Source organism: Clostridium sp. CTA-19 (genome assembly GCF_054767855.1).
Genome location: NZ_BAAABH010000007.1, coordinates 61235 through 78504 on the forward strand (window position 1 = coordinate 61235; position 17270 = coordinate 78504).

Annotated in this window: 14 protein-coding genes; 11 read left to right on the forward strand and 3 right to left on the reverse strand. The window is 25.9% G+C overall.

Features of this window, described 5'->3' with window-relative positions; all coding sequences use genetic code 11:
• Positions 1–693, reverse strand: coding sequence for an ATP-binding protein (locus ACYUE0_RS05645; protein ID WP_460269811.1), 693 nt, complete (start codon positions 691–693; stop codon positions 1–3).
• A 324-nt stretch (positions 694–1017) separates the two neighbouring features.
• Positions 1018–1692, reverse strand: a complete 675-nt coding sequence (locus ACYUE0_RS05650) for a response regulator transcription factor (RefSeq protein ID WP_460269813.1) — start codon at positions 1690–1692, stop codon at positions 1018–1020.
• Between the two features lie 216 nt (positions 1693–1908).
• On the opposite strand from ACYUE0_RS05650, the gene ACYUE0_RS05655 reads away from it, so the two are divergent.
• The 8 genes from ACYUE0_RS05655 (at position 1909) to ACYUE0_RS05690 (ending at position 11966) form a co-directional block, all read left to right on the forward strand.
• Positions 1909–2820 carry an ABC transporter ATP-binding protein gene (locus tag ACYUE0_RS05655; RefSeq protein WP_460269814.1) on the forward strand — a complete coding sequence of 304 codons (912 nt, stop codon included), beginning with the start codon at positions 1909–1911 and terminating at the stop codon, positions 2818–2820.
• On the forward strand, positions 2813–3550 hold the full coding sequence (locus ACYUE0_RS05660) for a hypothetical protein (protein WP_460269815.1): 738 nt from the start codon (positions 2813–2815) through the stop codon (positions 3548–3550). Before ACYUE0_RS05655 ends, ACYUE0_RS05660 begins: the two co-directional genes overlap by 8 nt.
• Positions 3551–3573: 23 nt before the next feature.
• Positions 3574–4281 carry a hypothetical protein gene (locus ACYUE0_RS05665; RefSeq protein WP_460269816.1) on the forward strand — a complete coding sequence of 236 codons (708 nt, stop codon included), beginning with the start codon at positions 3574–3576 and terminating at the stop codon, positions 4279–4281.
• Between the two features lie 51 nt (positions 4282–4332).
• Entirely contained in the window at positions 4333–5097 is a 765-nt protein-coding gene (locus ACYUE0_RS05670; RefSeq protein WP_061995800.1) for an ABC transporter ATP-binding protein, read from the forward strand.
• Positions 5084–6970, forward strand: a complete 1887-nt coding sequence (locus ACYUE0_RS05675) for an FtsX-like permease family protein (protein WP_460269817.1) — start codon at positions 5084–5086, stop codon at positions 6968–6970. Before ACYUE0_RS05670 ends, ACYUE0_RS05675 begins: the two co-directional genes overlap by 14 nt.
• 333 nt (positions 6971–7303) lie before the next feature.
• Positions 7304–7855, forward strand: a complete 552-nt coding sequence (locus tag ACYUE0_RS05680; protein ID WP_460269818.1) for a class D sortase — start codon at positions 7304–7306, stop codon at positions 7853–7855.
• A 46-nt stretch (positions 7856–7901) separates the two neighbouring features.
• Complete coding sequence (locus ACYUE0_RS05685; protein WP_460269819.1) at positions 7902–11483, forward strand: DNA polymerase III subunit alpha; 3582 nt, start codon at positions 7902–7904, stop codon at positions 11481–11483.
• 183 nt (positions 11484–11666) lie between these two features.
• Positions 11667–11966 carry a hypothetical protein gene (locus ACYUE0_RS05690; RefSeq protein ID WP_061995796.1) on the forward strand — a complete coding sequence of 100 codons (300 nt, stop codon included), beginning with the start codon at positions 11667–11669 and terminating at the stop codon, positions 11964–11966.
• A gap of 188 nt (positions 11967–12154) precedes the next feature.
• On the opposite strand, the gene ACYUE0_RS05695 is transcribed toward ACYUE0_RS05690, so the two are convergent.
• Entirely contained in the window at positions 12155–12745 is a 591-nt protein-coding gene (locus ACYUE0_RS05695; protein WP_460269820.1) for a GNAT family N-acetyltransferase, read from the reverse strand.
• Positions 12746–13581: 836 nt separating this feature from the next.
• Here ACYUE0_RS05695 and ACYUE0_RS05700 point away from each other — a divergent pair.
• From ACYUE0_RS05700 to pfkA, 3 genes are all read left to right on the forward strand, one after another.
• The gene (locus ACYUE0_RS05700; RefSeq protein WP_460269821.1) at positions 13582–15201 is read left to right on the forward strand and encodes a carbon starvation CstA family protein; all 1620 of its coding nucleotides are present in this window, start codon (positions 13582–13584) and stop codon (positions 15199–15201) included.
• Positions 15202–15312: 111 nt separating this feature from the next.
• Positions 15313–15825, forward strand: coding sequence for a hypothetical protein (locus ACYUE0_RS05705; RefSeq protein WP_460269822.1), 513 nt, complete (start codon positions 15313–15315; stop codon positions 15823–15825).
• A 464-nt stretch (positions 15826–16289) separates the two neighbouring features.
• Positions 16290–17261, forward strand: a complete 972-nt coding sequence (gene pfkA, locus ACYUE0_RS05710) for a 6-phosphofructokinase (RefSeq protein ID WP_061995792.1) — start codon at positions 16290–16292, stop codon at positions 17259–17261.
• Positions 17262–17270 lie beyond the last annotated feature (9 nt).

A 17270-nucleotide genomic window follows, 5' to 3' on the forward strand; every position in this document is an offset into this window, starting at 1 on the left:
TTATATTTTTTTATCAGAAAAATTAGGAAAACCAATTGACACAGCGGTATAACAATTAATTTTAGATTTAATAAAAATAGTATAGCCTACTTTATCACATAAAGATTTTACTAGATAAAGTCCAAGACCAGTAGATTTAGTATTAACTCTTCCATTATTTCCTGTAAAGCCTTTATTAAAAACCCTTGAAAGGTCTTCTTGTTTAATACCTATGCCATTATCATATATTGTAAGAATAAGATTATTATTTTCTATATGGCATCTTATTAAGATACATCCATTGTAATTAACATACTTTATAGAGTTACTTATTAATTGATCAATTACAAAAAATAGCCATTTTTCATCAGTTAATATGTAATAATCTAAATTGATAAGTTTCAATTTAAGCTTTTTTGATATGAAATACTTAGCATGTTTACTTATAACCTTTTCTATTATTTTTTTTACATTAACATTTGATATTATAAAATCTTTATCAAAATCATCTAATCTGGTTAAATAAAGTAATTTATTTAAAGAATCATCTATATTTTTAACTTGAAAATCAATGTCTTTAAGAGTTGGTTCAAAGCTTAAATCCATATTTTCATCTATAATTAGTTTAATTATAGAAATAGGGATTTTTATATCATGAATCCATAATGTTATTAATTCCTCATTTTCAGTATATCCATCTATAAAAGTTTTCAAAGTATCTTCATATATCATATTTTGAGATTTAAATAAATTAAGATATAAACTCTCTTCATAAGTTTTATTTAGCTTAGATAATTCATTGAAATTTTTATTTTCTAAAGATGAATATAGTAATACTAGAAATTTTTTTCTTTTATTATATAAATACAACAAGTATAAAGAAGAAAATAAAATATTAATTATGAATATGTATGAGAATATGTTAAAGATATCTCCTGTAATAGGAGAACAAATAATAATTAAATATAAAAATACTAAAAAACTGGTGTCAAATATAAAAAAGGTTTTATTGTCTTTAATAAATTTTAAAAAGTTCATTTAACTGATTATATATCCTATGCCACGTTTTGTTTCAATAAAATTTTCTAATCCCAGTTCTTTAAGTTTACCTCTTAATCTATTTACATTTACAGTTAAAGTATTATCATCTACGAAACAAGAGCTATCCCAAAGTTTTTCCATAATTTTATCTCTAGAGACAATTTGTTTATTATATTTCATAAGAACATAAATAATTTTAAGTTCATTTTTAGTAAGTTCTATAGATTGATCATTATAATGTATAATGCCTTGAGTTAAATCTAAAGTTACATCATTATGTACCAAAATATCATTAGATTCACTTGTGAAATTATAGCTTCTTCTTAAAATAGCATTAACTTTTGCTAAAAGCACATCAAAAGAAAAAGGTTTGCTAATGTAATCATCTGCACCGAAGTTAACTCCCATTATTATGTCCATATTAGAATCTCTAGAAGAGATAATAATTATAGGTACTTTTGAAATTTTTCTTATTTCATTACACCAGTAAAAACCATCATAGAAAGGCAAATTTACATCTAAAAGAATTAAATTGGGATTAAATGCTTTGAATTCTGGCAAAATATTTTGAAAGTTTCCCACAGCTTTTGAATTATGACCCCATTTGTTTAAATGAATAGTTAATTGATTAGATAAATCTAAATCATCCTCCACTATAAGTATCTTAAACATAATACACCGTCCTTACCGTAAAAATACATTTTTTACTTACAATACAATTATAAATACATTTCTCTTTATAATAAAGTAAAAATAGAAAATAAACATTACAATATAACAAAAATGTAAGTTTATAGGTACAGTTTGTTATGTAATGAAATGGATAGGGTGCTAATAAGGCGATAAAATATAAATAGATTCAAACATAAATGACTAGGGGGAGAAATTATGAATAATATTTTAAAAATAAAAAATGTAACTAAAAAGTATGGAACAAGGACTGTGCTTTCAAATATTAATTTCACTATGAATGAAGGTGAAATTATTGGCTTAGTTGGACCAAATGGAGCAGGAAAAACAACTATTATGAAAATAATAACTGGACTTACTACTAAGTATGGTGGAGAAGTATTTATACAAGATGAAAATATTATGAGCATGAAAAAAAGTAAAACAAAAAAAGTAGGATGTGTTATAGAAACTCCAGGATTATATCCTAATTTGACTGGATATGAAAATTTAGAGTTTTTCTCTCAAATATCAGGAGTGAAAAATAATGATGAAATTTCTACAATTGTAAAGATGCTAGGCTTAGAAGATGCCATTAATAAAAAAGTAAAAACATATTCTTTAGGTATGAGACAAAGATTAGGTATTGCACAGGCAGTACTGTCATATCCGCCATTACTTATACTTGACGAGCCAACTAATGGATTAGATCCAAATGTAATAATAGAGATAAGAAAATTTATAAAATATATTTCAGAAAAAAAGAAAACTACAGTTTTAATATCAAGTCACATACTTTCAGAAATTGAGATGCTTTGTGACAGAGTTATATTTATGCAAAAGGGAGAAGTAATTAGATGTGAAGATTTAAAAAACAAAGGTGATGAAATAGCTACTACTGTTTTTGAAACTAAAAATATAGAAGAATTTAAAAGATTTTTTAAAGAAAAAAATATAGAGTTTTCAACTGAAGATGTAGATAAAGTAAAAATACAAAAAAATAAAATTGAGATTCAACAAATTATAAAAGAACTTATAAATGATGAAATTTTATTTACAAGTGTTTATGAAGAGAAGGAAAGTTTAGAAGAAAAATTTATGAAAACAGTAGGCGGTGATATAAATGTTTAAATTATTAAATTTATCTTGGAAAACTATTAAAAACATACTTCAATCTAAACAATATATTTTAGGAACAATATTATGCTTTATATATTCGGCTATGTGGATTTTCTTTATACAACCTGGTGGATATGATATTAATTGTTATAATTTTGAATTTTTGCGTATGTTATATGTTGGCATAGTATATCTAAGCTTTTTAGTATTAGCAAATGATATAGAACATAATACAACAAAAACAATATTTTCAGGAGTTTTTACAAGAACAGAAATAATGATTTCTAAAATAATTTCTTTAATTTTATTAGGGATAATAGTGTGGATTACAACAGAGGTTAACGGATTGTTTGCAGCACTTTCAATACCTAATAAATTAGGCGTTGAAAGTTTTGTACATTTAAATCATCTAAGATTATTAATAGCTTTAGTGGCAACAACGTTCACTATAGGGGCATTAGCTATGGTTATAGTATCTATAACTTATGAAACAAAAATAACTGTAGTTGTAGGTAGCTTGATTTTAGGAGTAGTAAATTTTTTGGCAGCAGCGTTTGTAGTAACGGTTAATAAGTTAGTGGAAGTACCAACAGGCTTATATATATTTACTAAAACACCTTTTTATATAACTTCTGAATTAATGAATGGAAGTAATTTAAATGGAGTATTAGTTATGATTTGCTGGGGAATAGCATTTTTTATAATTTCCTTATTAATAATGAATAAAAGAGAAATTAAATAATTTGTAAAAGGAGTAAAATAGATATGAATAAAATTTTTGATTTAACTTTAAAGGAAAGAAAAGTATTTAAGGAAAATAGAAACATATTATTAATTATAATAATATGTTGTTTAATGGCTATATTGGGAAGCCGTAATATAGAAAGTTTTCCAGGGAGTTTTAACAACATGTTGTCCTATGGAATCTTAATAACTAATTTTTTCATATTAGGAAAAGGTTTTGAAAAAAATGTTAATAGAGTACTATACTCAGGAGTTTATAGTAGATTTCAAATATTTCTATCTAAATTAATATCAATAATTATAAATTCAATTATATTTTATATAGCACTTATTTTAGGAATTATGATTGTTAGTATCATTTCTAATACAGGTTTAGATTCAATGAATTTTATAAATAGTATAAAAGATTTATCATATTTTATTCTTTATAGCTGTAGCTTAGCTTTAAGTATATTTTTAATAACTATGTTAGCTGATAATAGTAATATTGGTGCAATAGTAACTTATATATGCTATTTTGATTTAATATTAGCTCTTTTCGCAAATGCGTTACAATCTTCAAGACTAAGTGATGGTGTAAAAACAATAATAGAAAATTTACCATTTTATTCAACTAATATGATGTTTCAAAGTAAAATATATACTTTTTCTCAAGTTAGTGTATTAATTATATTTAGTATAGTTATATTTGCAACTAATTGTTATATATTGCATAAAAAAGAATTATAATATAATATATAACATTAAAAATATAATTTAACAGTTTTAAGGAGAAGTTATATGGATAACATACTTGTGGTAGATAATGTTAGTAAGATTTATGGATTTGGAAATAATAAATTTAAAGCACTTAAAAACATAAGTTTTACTGTTAATAAGGGAGAATTTATAGGTATAATGGGACCTTCAGGGTCAGGAAAAACTACATTACTAAATATAATTTCTAGTGTGGATAGTATTACAGATGGAAGTGTTCTTTTAAATAATATAAACATAAATAAACTTAATGATAAGGAAATATCAAAACTTAGACAAGAGGAGTTAGGATTTATATTTCAAGAGACAAGCCTTTTAGATTCTTTAACCATAAAAGAAAATATAATATTACCATTAACTTTTAAAAATGAGAAAGTAGAAGTAATGGAAAGGAAGGTTGAAGATTTAACTAAAAAATTAGGCATTTATGATGTGTTAAGTAATTATCCTTATGAAATTTCAGGTGGTCAAAAACAAAGAGCTGAGGCTTGTAGAGCAATTATAACAAATCCATCATTAATTTTAGCAGATGAACCAACAGGATCACTTGATTCTAATAGTTGTAAAATATTTTTAAGTAATTTACAAAATTTAAACAAGGAATATAAGATAACAATAATTATGGTTACACATGATCCACTGGCAGCTAGTTATGCAGATAAAATTTTATTTATAAAAGATGGAAGAATATTTACTGAAATAGTAAAAGGTGAAAGTAAAGAAGAGTTCTATTTTAAAATAACAGATATGATTGCGATGCTTGGAGGAATAAAAAATGAAATTTGTTAAAGTCTTTCTTAAAAATTTCAAGAAAGATTTTGCAAGTTTTAAAGAATATTTTTTTATATTAATTTGTTATGCTTTTGCTATATGCACGTTAATTATTATAGGTGATAAAAATTTTTCTAAAGAAATAGGTATTTTTTTTATTATATTAATTATTTATTCAATTATAATTTTTACAATTATTTTTGGTATTCTTTTAGGAGTAAGTAATGTTAATTTAGTAAACAGAATAAAAAAACAAATAGGTGTATATAGAATACTTGGTGTTAGAAAGAAGAGGGTTTATTTTTTCTTTTTAATAAAAAAATTAATAGTATTGTTTATAGCTTTAATTTTAGGAATATTTTTAGCAACCATATTATCAAAATTAATGTTAATGATTATTTTTACTTTATGTAAAAACAAGCAATATGCTTCAATAAATATAAACTTTAAAGAGTTAATAATTACATTAATAATTATAAGCATATTTTTTATAATTTCGGAAATTAAAAGTTATAAACTTATAACAACATGTGAATTGATAGAATTATTGAAAAATAAAAAAGAAAAAGTTATGTGTAAAAATAAATCTATTTTTAAATGTACTTTAGGAGTAATACTAATAATTACATCATATGTTTTAGCACTTACTTCATTAATGGGATCTTCATTAAATTTTTGCTTTTTAGTGCTAATTATGAATGTAACAGGTACTTATTTTTTCTTTTTTAGTACCATAGTTATCCTAGTAAGTGTTTTGAAAAAGTCTAAAAAATTATATTATAGAGGAGAAAATTTAATATTTATATCTGATATAAGTAATAAATTGAGTAGTAATGCTAAAATCTTAACTATTAACACTGTAGTAATAGCTTGTGCAGTAACTATTTTGAGTATTACATCTTCCATATATTATGATACAGTAAAAAATTCTAAAAAAGATTATAAATTTAGTTTTGTGATTATAAAGGATGATACATATAAAAATGATTTAGATGATATCTTTACAAAATATGAAAATAATAAGATTGTATTAGATAAAACAATAAAAACAATAAGATTTGATAATAAATACTATTTAAATCAGGAATTAGGTAGTAAAAGTGGAATTGTTGAAAGTTATATGGATTTTATTAGCGAAAGTGACTATAGATATATCTCGAAAGTTAAAAATATTAATATAGTAGAATTTAAAAGTGACGAATGTATTATATTTAAACAGTCAGCAGGAGTAGGGCTTCATAATTTTATAGAGGGAACTTATTTACAGAGCAGTAAAGATAATACTAAATTAAAAATAAAAAAACAATATAATGAAGGATTAATAAATAAAAGAGTAGGTATGGATTTAGTTGTAGTTAAAGATGAAATTTATAATAAAATTAAATCTTTAGGTAAAACAAATGTATATAGGCTTATAGATGTGAAAAATGAGAATAATAGTTTAGCTATATATAATGAATTAAAGGCTAAAAATTTAGATTTTAATTCATATGTTGGACGTTATAAAATGGATTTAAACACTTACGGACCAATACTTTTTTTAGGTGGATTTATGTTTTTAATTTTAATTATATGTAATGGCGGAACTATTTTATTAAGGCAAATAAATAGTGTATATAGTGAAAAGGAAAAATATTTTGCATTAAAAAATTTGGGTGTATCAAATGACTCAATAAATAAAATTATAAATAAAAAAATAAAAACCATATTTATAGTGCCCTTAATAATTGCAACATTAGATAATATTTTTGTAAACTTAATAGTAGAAAAATTAATGGGTAGAAGTATATTTATACCTTCTTTATGCAGTCTTATATGTTGTTATAGCATATATATACTCATAGGATATTTTGGAATAAAATATTATAAAAATGCAGTGAAATTTTATTAAGGATGAAAAATATAAAATAACTATTTATTTTATATTTTTTTATTTGAAAAGTTTTAAATTTAATTTTATTTATAGTAAAATAAAGTTAAATTTATTTTTTTATTTAGTAGTTTTATATATTTTATTCTAAAATATATAATTATGGAAATAATTAAAATAGTATTTAGATGTTTTAAGAAAAATTTGAAATATATGTTTAAAATAGAGTTATGAATTTAAAAGGCTAAATAAAAATTAATTTTTTTGACACAAATAGTATAATTTGGAATATAAAAATTAAATCACATATGGTGTATAATATAAAAAGTAATTATTTTAGGAGGAGAATAGGTTTTGAGTGTAAAAAAGATATTGATAAATGGGTTAGCTGGAATTTTATTAATTTCAGGTATTGCCATGATAGCTATGGGAACTAGTAATAAGTTTAAAACTAAAAAAGCACAAGATAAGTATATCCAAAGTTTTGAAAAAAGTGTAAAAGAAGGGCAAATAAAGGATATAACTGTTCTTGGAATTCTTGAAATACCTAATATTGGATTGAAGGTAGCAGTTAAAGAAGGAACAGAGGAAGATACAATAGATTATGCTGTAGGCCATTTTTTGAATACTGCAATGGCAGGTGAAAATGGAAATTTTGCATTAGCTGGACATAGAAATTATTCTACAGGAGAGTTCTTTTTAAAATTAGATCAACTAAAAAAAGGTGATATAATAGAATTTACTACATATGATTCAAACTATACTTACGAGGTAAGTGGTAGTGAAATTGTAAAGCCTAATAATATGGATGTTTTAAAGGAAACTTCAACTCCTACAATAACACTTGTAACATGTAGTGACGATGGAAGTGAGAGGTTAATTATAAAAGGTAATCTTAAAAAGTAATTAATAGTTAAAAGTATATAAATAAAAATAAGAGAGGAGGATGGATATGAATGAAAATTTACATAAAGAGGACTTAGGAAAATTTGTTCATCTTCATGTACATACAGGATATAGTCTTTTAGATGGTTCAGGTAAAATAGATAAATTAATTGAAAAAACTAAAGAATTAGGAATGAAAAGTATAGCAATAACAGATCATGGCGTTATGTATGGATGTGTAGACTTTTATAAAGCAGCTAAAGGAGCAGGTATAAAACCTATAATTGGTTGCGAAGTTTATGTAGCATCAAACTCTATGCTTATTAAAGATAATCGTAGCGAAAATAAAACAAACCATTTAGTGTTACTTGTTAAAAATGAGCGTGGATATGAAAATTTAATGGAGATAGTGTCTAAGGCATCTATAGAAGGATTCTATTATAAACCAAGGATAGATCATGAATTTTTACAAAATCATAGTGAAGGAATTATAGCATTAAGTGCATGTTTAGGTGGAGAAGTTCAATCACATTTGCTTAATAATGACAAAGAAAAGGCAAAAGAGGCGGCATTAAGATTCAAGAGCATATTTAAAGAGGACTTTTATTTAGAACTTCAATATCATAATCTTGAAGACCAGTTAAAAGTAAATGAAATGCTTATAGAGTTATCTAAAGAATGTGATATACCATTAGTTTGTACAAATGATATACACTATATAAATAAAAAGGATGCTAAATCTCATGATGTTCTACTTTGTATACAAACAGGAAAAACAGTGGAAGAAAAAGATAGAATGAGATATCCATCTAATGAATTCTATTTAAAGTCCCCAGGAGAAATGGAAAAAACATTTGGATATATACCAGAAGCTTTAGAGAATACAGTTAAAATTGCAGAGATGTGTGATTTTGATTATGAATTTCATAAATCTAAATTGCCTAAATTTCCATTACCAGAAGGCGTTGAGGCTTATGAATACTTAAAAAAAGTATGTTATGAGGGATTAATAGAAAAATATGATGCTTTTAATGGACTAAAAGATAAAGATTTGAACTATGAAGAAGTTAATTTAATTGGGAAAAAAAATAAACAGGCCCAAAATCTTATAGATAGATTAGAGTATGAACTTGGAATAATCAGAGAAATGGGGTATGTAGATTATTTCTTAATAGTTTGGGATTTTATAAAATTTGCAAATGAAAATGGTGTACCAACAGGACCTGGTAGAGGTTCAGCAGCAGGTGCTATAGTTGCATATACATTGGATATAACTAAAATTGACCCTATAAAATATGGACTTATATTTGAAAGATTTTTAAATCCTGAAAGAGTTAGTATGCCCGATATAGACTCAGATTTTTGTTATGAAGGAAGACAAAAGGTTATAGATTATGTTGTTGAAAAGTATGGTAAAGACAATGTATCTCAAATTATAACTTTTGGAACTATGGCTCCAAGAGCTTGTATAAGAGATGTGGGAAGAGCTATGGACTATCCTTATGCAGAAGTTGATAGAATAGCTAAAATGATTCCAACAGTTTTAAATATAACAATAGAAAAAGCGCTAGAAATGAATCCAGAGTTAAAACAAGCCTATGATGATGAAGAAAGAGTTAAAGAACTTATAGATGTAGCAAAGGATTTAGAAGGGCTTCCAAGACATAGTTCAACTCATGCTGCTGGGGTAGTTATAGCATCTAAACCTCTTGTAAGCTATGTGCCACTTCAAAAGAATGAAGAAATGATAGTTACTCAATTCACAATGGGAACTTTAGAAGAACTTGGACTTTTAAAAATGGACTTTCTTGGATTAAGAACATTAACTGTAATGAGAGACTGCGTTAAATTTATAAAAGAAAATAGAGGAATTGATATAGATTTAGACAAGATTGATTTAGATGATCAAAATGTTTATAAGATGATAGGTGAAGGCAAAACTGTAGGGGTATTCCAACTGGAGTCTGCTGGTATGACGAGTTTTATGAAAGAGTTAAAGCCAGACTCACTAGAAGATATTATAGCTGGAATAAGTCTTTATAGACCAGGCCCTATGGCTGAAATACCTAGATATATAGAAAGTAAAAGAAGTCCTGATAATGTTCAGTATGAAACAAAGGAACTTGAAGACATACTAGATGTAACCTATGGAGTTATGGTTTACCAAGAACAGGTAATGGAAATAGTTAGAAAACTAGGCGGCTATTCACTAGGACGAAGTGATATGGTTAGAAGAGCCATGTCGAAGAAAAAACATAAAGTAATGGAAGAGGAAAGAAAAAACTTTATCCATGGTATTGTAGATGATAGTGGAAATGTTGAAGTGCCAGGTTGTATTAGGAATGGTATTTCAGAAGAGGCTGCTAATAAAATATTTGATCAAATGATGGACTTTGCCTCTTATGCTTTCAATAAAAGCCATGCTGCTTGTTATGCTGTAATAGGATACCAAACAGCCTATTTAATGAGATATTATCCAGCAGAATTTATTGCAGCAATGTTAAACTCTGTGAAGGGAATTAATGAAAAGGTAGCATATTATATTAGATTTGCTAATCAATTAGGTATAGAAGTATTTCCACCGGACATAAATGAAAGTTATTCTGATTTTACGGTAAATGAAAACAGCATAAGGTTTGGACTTTCAGCAATAAAAAATGTTGGTGAAAATGTTATAGAATCTATTGTTAAAGATAGGGAAGAAAAAGGGAAATTTACAGGATTTATGGATTTTTGCAATAAGATAGATACATCTATTGTAAATAAAAGAGCCGTGGAAAGCCTTATAAAGTCTGGTGCATTTGATTCTTTAGGAATTTATCGTTCTAAACTTTCAGCGGTATATGAAAGAGTTTTAGAGGGGGTAAATAATGAAAGAAAGAGAAATGTAAAAGGACAAATAAGCTTATTTACTGATATATTAGATGATGAGGCAAACTCAGAAGTAGATTTCCCGGATATAAAAGAGTTTAATAAAAGAGCAATTTTAGCTATGGAAAAAGAAATGACAGGAATATATTTATCTGGTCATCCATTAGATGATTACGAAAAATCTTTGAAAATGCAGACAAGTCATAATATATCAGATTTACTTAAAGGTGAAAACTTAGAGGATAATATAGATATAGAAGAAGATACCTCTAAAGTAAGTGATAATGATAGGGTTATAGTTGGTGGATTAATTTCAATTGTAAATAGAAAAATAACTAAAAATAATACTATGATGGCATTTTTGACATTAGAAGATTTATATGGGGCTATAGAAGTTGTAGTTTTCCCTAAAACCTTTGAAAAATATAGAAACCTGTTAAATGAAGATGAGGTTGTATTAATTAAAGGAAGGGTTGCTGTAAGAGAAGATGAGCAAAATAAAATTTTGTGTGAACAGATAGACCCATTAGTAAATATAAGCAAGGATAAAATATATGTTCTTATAGAGGATAAAAGTAAGTTGAAATTAGCTACAGAAGAAATAAAAAGAAAATTTTTAGACTTAAAAGGGAATACACCAGTGTATTTATGTACAGCTGACGATAGAAAATCATACTTATTAGACAAAGGTTATTGGCTAGAGAATGAGTATGATAGTATAAAACTTTTAAAAGATATTTTTGGAGAAAATAACGTAAAAGTTATGGAACAAAAATAGTTACTATAGGATTCCAAAATCACATTTTAGTTAGAGTTTATAAGTTTTGGATGCCTGGAAGAACAATATATGACTCGAAAATTTTACAACATAGAAACAGCTTTTATAAACTATGGCTAAACAGAAATTACATATGTTTAGTCATAGTTTTTGCTATATATAAATTAAAGGATATGGGATTTTATGAAGGAAATAATTAATAAGAAATATTTTAATAAAAAAGATATATTAATGTGGGCTATAATTATATTGCAATGGCCAATTAGTAAAAAAATTAATAATGATTATGTACTTATTGTTTTTAATTTATTATTTTCATTTAGTATGATGTATTTAATCATTTCTTTAATAAAAGATATGGTTATTAGTGATAGAGAAAAATCTAAGATTACTAGACCTAAAAAGTTTTTTATACTAAGTTTATTATTAGGAGGCACAATATTAGGAGCTATTTGTTTATATATAAGTTTAAAAAGTATTTAATATTGCTTCAGCTTAACCGTTAATTTATTAAAAAATATCGAAAAAAGAATTAATAAAAAGGTTAAGTTTAAAAATGGTACCTATAGAGTAGACACAATAAAATATAGTGTCATCTATAGGTACTTTTTCATATAAACATCTTAAGTTGGAGAATATGGTGTATTAAAAGTAAAAGTATTTATTGAATATTACTTTTTTAACATCCAATAAGGCATAGTTGGAACTTCATCTTGATATATTGGAATCTTTACATCATTTCGTGATTTCCCATAGATAGCTTTATGATCATCCATTATCTTAGAGATTTCTGATTGACTTGATATAATGTTATCACTAAGAACTAAAGCCTGCCATCTCATGCCACATGTAGCCATTTCATATAAGGGTTTAAATCCATTTCTTTTATAGAAGTTTATTCTACGCTTACGTAAATTATTTTCAGAAGCAGAATCTTCAGAAACTGGTAGTTCTGATTCCACTATTATATATTCATTTTTGTAGTATTTTTTAAGGGCTAATAGAATTTTACTTCCTAGTCCTTTATTGCGTAAGCTTGAAGATACGCCAAGATAATCTAAGAGTAATAAATTTATATTTGGAGATTTCCAAATAGTTGCATACCCGAGCATTTGATTAGAGTGTTTATCAAATAGTCCTAATAAATCATATTGACCAGAATTTCGAAGTTTTATAATATCAGCTAGAGGCTTTCTTTCTTGTAAGTTAAAATCCTTTTCAAACTCTTGTGTGTACCAATATGTTACTTCTGAATCTGTCATAAGACGAAGCTTTAAATCACTCATTTTCTCACTCCTATCGTTATTAAATATTTACTGATATAGTGTCAGATTTTTATTACCATTAAATGAATATATAATAATAAATTTTACAATTAACAATATTATAGCATATATAAGTTTAATCATTTCTTTATATAGGGTTCCAAATTAAATTTTAAACTTATTCATTTATCAAATGAGAAAACTCAAATTAATATTTTATCAATAACTAACAGATTATTTTAGTTAAAAGTTAATAGTGAAAAGTTAAGAGTTGTGGTGATTATTACTCACTATGTTCCTAATAATACTAAACGTACTTTTTTAGAAACAGTTTTGATTGCTTTAGGTTTTATTTGTATTTTTTCTTAACTGATAACAAAAATTTATTCAATAACCTAAAATATTTTTATACAAAATGTAGTGTTGAATTCTAGGTGATTCGGAGCATGTCTCACTATTTTGGTTATTCAAGTTTTGGAATAGATAATTTTAAAACTTGGATACCTAAAATAATAAAATCATCTATGTAAAAGGATTATATAGAAGCATATTTTATTAGATTTTTAAATTTCTCATTTTTGTATTATATTTTTGATAATAGATATAGTTTATTTTATGTTTAACCCTTTAATTTATTTAATTATACATAAATGAAAATTAAATAAATATATATATATTGTAAAGAACAAAAAAATTAGAACTTGAAATTTTATACATAGGATGTGTTAAAAACATTTAGAAAATCATTTTAATATAAATTTCTACAAAATTTGTATTGGGATTTTATAAGTGTTATTTTACATGTTCAATATTATATTAAAGGAGGCTTTTTTATGAATGCTATAGTTTTGCTTTTAGGAGCTATAGTGATATTTATTGTCGCTTATTTAACCTATGGAAGTTGGCTTGCTAAAAAGTGGGGTATAGACCTTAATAGAAAGACACCTGCACATACTAAGTTTGATAATGTGGATTATGTGCCTGCTGATGCAAGAGTTCTGTTAGGTCATCACTTTTCATCTATAGCAGGGGCAGGGCCTATAACAGGACCAATTGTCGCTTCAGTATTTGGATGGCTACCAGTGTATTTATGGATACTAGTAGGTAGTGTGTTTGTTGGAGGAGTACATGATTTTGGTTCACTTTTTGCATCAATAAGGCATGATGGAAAAAGTATAGGAGAGATAATAAAAACTACTTTAGGAGAAAAGGGAAAATTACTATTTAATATTTTTGCATGGTCTACACTAATTTTAGTTGTTGCAGCATTTACTGATATATGTGCAAGCTCATTTGCCTATGACCCAGAAAATTTAGCTGGTGCACAGGCAGGAACAGCATCAATGCTTTTTATTATATTAGCGGTAGGTTTTGGATTTTTTGTTAACAAAAAGGGTAAAGGTGTAGGTATATCAACGGTAGTTGGAGTTATTTTATTATTTTTATGTGTATGGATTGGATACTTATTCCCAATAATTAAATTATCTAAAGGAGCATGGATGGTAGTACTTATAATATATATAGCAGCAGCATCAATTTTACCAGTTTGGATATTGCTTCAGCCAAGAGATTATTTATGTTCATTTTTACTATATTCAATGCTAATTTTAGGGACAATAGGTATATTTGTAAGTAATCCTACTTTAGAAATTGCAAGCTTTGCAGGGTTTACAACTGCAAAAGGTGAAACATTATTTCCATTTTTATTTGTAACTGTAGCTTGTGGTGCAGTTTCTGGTTTTCACTCTCTTATAGGTTCTGGAACATCTTCAAAACAAATAAATAAAGAGGGAGATGCAAAACTTATAGGTTATGGTGCAATGCTTATAGAGGGAATAGTTGCAGTTATAGCATTAATAGCTGTAGCATCATTTAAAGGTGTAGAGGGTGCACCAGCAGCTGTATTTGCTAGTGGTATTGCAAATTTTATGGGTAGCTTTGGAGTGCCAGTAAAAGTAGGAAAAGTTTTTATTATGCTAACATTTGCATCCTTTGCACTAACTAGTTTAGACTCGGCAACAAGAATAGGAAGATATATTTTCCAAGAAACTTTTTCAGATTCTGATGAAAAAATAAAAAAAGTTTGTTGTAATAAATGGTTTGCTACTATAGTAACGGTAGCAGCATCAGGATTGTTAACATTGTATGGATATACTAAAATTTGGCCTATATTTGGATCTGCAAACCAACTTTTAGCAGCGTTAGCATTATTAGCACTAAGTACATGGCTTATGAAGGTTGGAAAAAATTATACTATGGTAATAATACCTATGATATTTATGTTTATAGTAACAGTATCAGCACTTTTAATATTAATATATCAGAACCTGTTTACAGGTGGTAGCATAATCTTAGGAATATTAGGGGCATTATTGTTAATAGTAGCAATAATGTTATTGATAGAGTCATATAGACAATTAAAAAAATTGAAAAACAATATAAAAACTAATTAAAAAACAAACTAATTTTAAATTTATTATATAAAGAAACTAGCAGTTAATAACATAAATAGCTAGTTTCTTTCAAATTTTATATTGTAATTAATTTGATAGGAGAGTTTTAATATGGATGCAATAACTTATATAGAGAAGTTAGAACAAATGTATGAAAAAAATTTTCAAGTTATAAAAAATAAAACAATTTGTAAAAAAAGGTATGATTTATATGCACATTATAAAAACATTGAAGGAAGAACTTTGATAACTAAAAATGATATAATTGATAAATTTGAGGTAAATGAATATTGTCTTGTTAGAAAGGTTGATAATTTAGACGAAAAAATAATAAATGAATTGTTGCAACATAGTAAAAACCTAATAAAAGAGATTGTAAAACCACACATAGAACATAAAAAAAGTAATATCACATTAATATTGCTTTGTAAAAAACCCCTTTTTCAAAATACTGTACAAGCTATAAAGAAATTCAAATGTGAAAAAATCCATTGTTTTTATCTTTGTGGTATAACAGAGGTAAGGTTAGTTGTTATTGATATAGCAAAAGAAAGAGCGTATACCAGCAAGAAAGCAAAAGAATTGGGTAAGATATACTTAAATAAATTAGAAAATACTGTATAATAGTATATTTAAAGATTAATATCTTATTCAAAATATAATCTAATAAATCTCTATAAATTGCTTTATAATAATATATAGAACAACAATGCTAAGATGTATTTATATTTTTTATGTTGGAGAATATAAATACAGACAAATTAATAAACAAAAATTTTAAAAGTTATTGATTAAATCTTTTAATTTGCTTAAAATTTAAAGTATAAAGTTATGGAAATTTTTGTTTTAAAATTTATATTTTTGGTCAAATTAATAAGAGAAAAATTAATTTGTTAATATGAAGACTTAAAAAGATTTCTTTAAGTTTAATTAACAATAAAATGTTATATTATTCTAAGAGGCACATAATCTAATTTGTCAAAATTTTAATTTAATTATTACAATGCTAAAAAATTTATATAAATAATTTTTAAATTTAACAATATATAATTAATAATAAAAATTAAGAAGCAAAGGAGGCGTTATTAATGAAAACTATAGGTGTTTTAACAAGTGGTGGAGATGCTCCAGCTATGAATGCAGCAATAAGAGCAGTAGTAAGAATGGGTACAGATAATAACTTAAGAGTTTTAGGAATACAAAATGGATATAATGGTCTTATAGAAGGCGATATTGTTGAAATGCAAAGATTTTCCGTATCAGATATAATTCACAGAGGTGGAACAATACTTAAAACTGCTAGAAGTGAAGAATTTAGAACTCCAGAGGGCAGAGAACGTGCTAAAAAGGTAATGGATATCTTTAAAATAGATGGTCTTGTGGTAATTGGTGGTGATGGCTCTTTTAAAGGAGCTAAGCTTTTATCAGAGTTAGGTGTACCGGTAATAGGAATACCAGGAACAATAGATAACGATTTATCATATACAGATTACACAATAGGTTTTGATACAGCATTAAACACAATATTAGATTGTATAAATAAAATTAGAGATACATCTACTTCACACCAAAGAATTAGCATAATTGAAGTTATGGGCAGAGAATGTGGAGATTTATCTTTATTTGCAGGAATTGCAGGTGGAGCAGAAAGTGTAATAATACCAGAAGTAGAATTTAGTTTTGAAGAAATATGTACATCTATATTTGAAGGGAAGAGAAGAGGAAAACTCCACAATTTAATAATATTAGCAGAAGGTGTTGCAAAAAATATAGGCGGAGCAGAAAAATTAGCTAAAGATTTAGAAGATGTAACTGGTCTTCAATGTAGAGCAACAGTTCTTGGATATATTCAAAGAGGTGGAAATCCAAGTGCATTTGATAGAATACTTGCTTCAAAATTAGGAGTAAGAGCTGTAGAGCTTTTAATGGAAGGTGCAAGTGGGAGAGCTGTAGGAACTAAAAATGGTCAAATAATAGATATGGATATAAAAGAAGCTTTAGAAATGGAAAAAGTCTTTGATAAAAGATTGTATCATATAGCACGAATTTTATCATACTAATAAACTGTA

Coding starts and splice junctions, on each gene's coding strand:
- ACYUE0_RS05650 (WP_460269813.1), bottom strand. CDS start 1,692: ATGTTTAAGATACTTATAGTGGAGGATGATTTAGATTTATCTAATCAA.
- ACYUE0_RS05655 (WP_460269814.1), top strand. CDS start 1,909: ATGAATAATATTTTAAAAATAAAAAATGTAACTAAAAAGTATGGAACA.
- ACYUE0_RS05660 (WP_460269815.1), top strand. CDS start 2,813: ATGTTTAAATTATTAAATTTATCTTGGAAAACTATTAAAAACATACTT.
- ACYUE0_RS05665 (WP_460269816.1), top strand. CDS start 3,574: ATGAATAAAATTTTTGATTTAACTTTAAAGGAAAGAAAAGTATTTAAG.
- ACYUE0_RS05670 (WP_061995800.1), top strand. CDS start 4,333: ATGGATAACATACTTGTGGTAGATAATGTTAGTAAGATTTATGGATTT.
- ACYUE0_RS05675 (WP_460269817.1), top strand. CDS start 5,084: ATGAAATTTGTTAAAGTCTTTCTTAAAAATTTCAAGAAAGATTTTGCA.
- ACYUE0_RS05685 (WP_460269819.1), top strand. CDS start 7,902: ATGAATGAAAATTTACATAAAGAGGACTTAGGAAAATTTGTTCATCTT.
- ACYUE0_RS05690 (WP_061995796.1), top strand. CDS start 11,667: ATGAAGGAAATAATTAATAAGAAATATTTTAATAAAAAAGATATATTA.
- ACYUE0_RS05695 (WP_460269820.1), bottom strand. CDS start 12,745: ATGACAGATTCAGAAGTAACATATTGGTACACACAAGAGTTTGAAAAG.
- ACYUE0_RS05700 (WP_460269821.1), top strand. CDS start 13,582: ATGAATGCTATAGTTTTGCTTTTAGGAGCTATAGTGATATTTATTGTC.
- ACYUE0_RS05705 (WP_460269822.1), top strand. CDS start 15,313: ATGGATGCAATAACTTATATAGAGAAGTTAGAACAAATGTATGAAAAA.
- pfkA (WP_061995792.1), top strand. CDS start 16,290: ATGAAAACTATAGGTGTTTTAACAAGTGGTGGAGATGCTCCAGCTATG.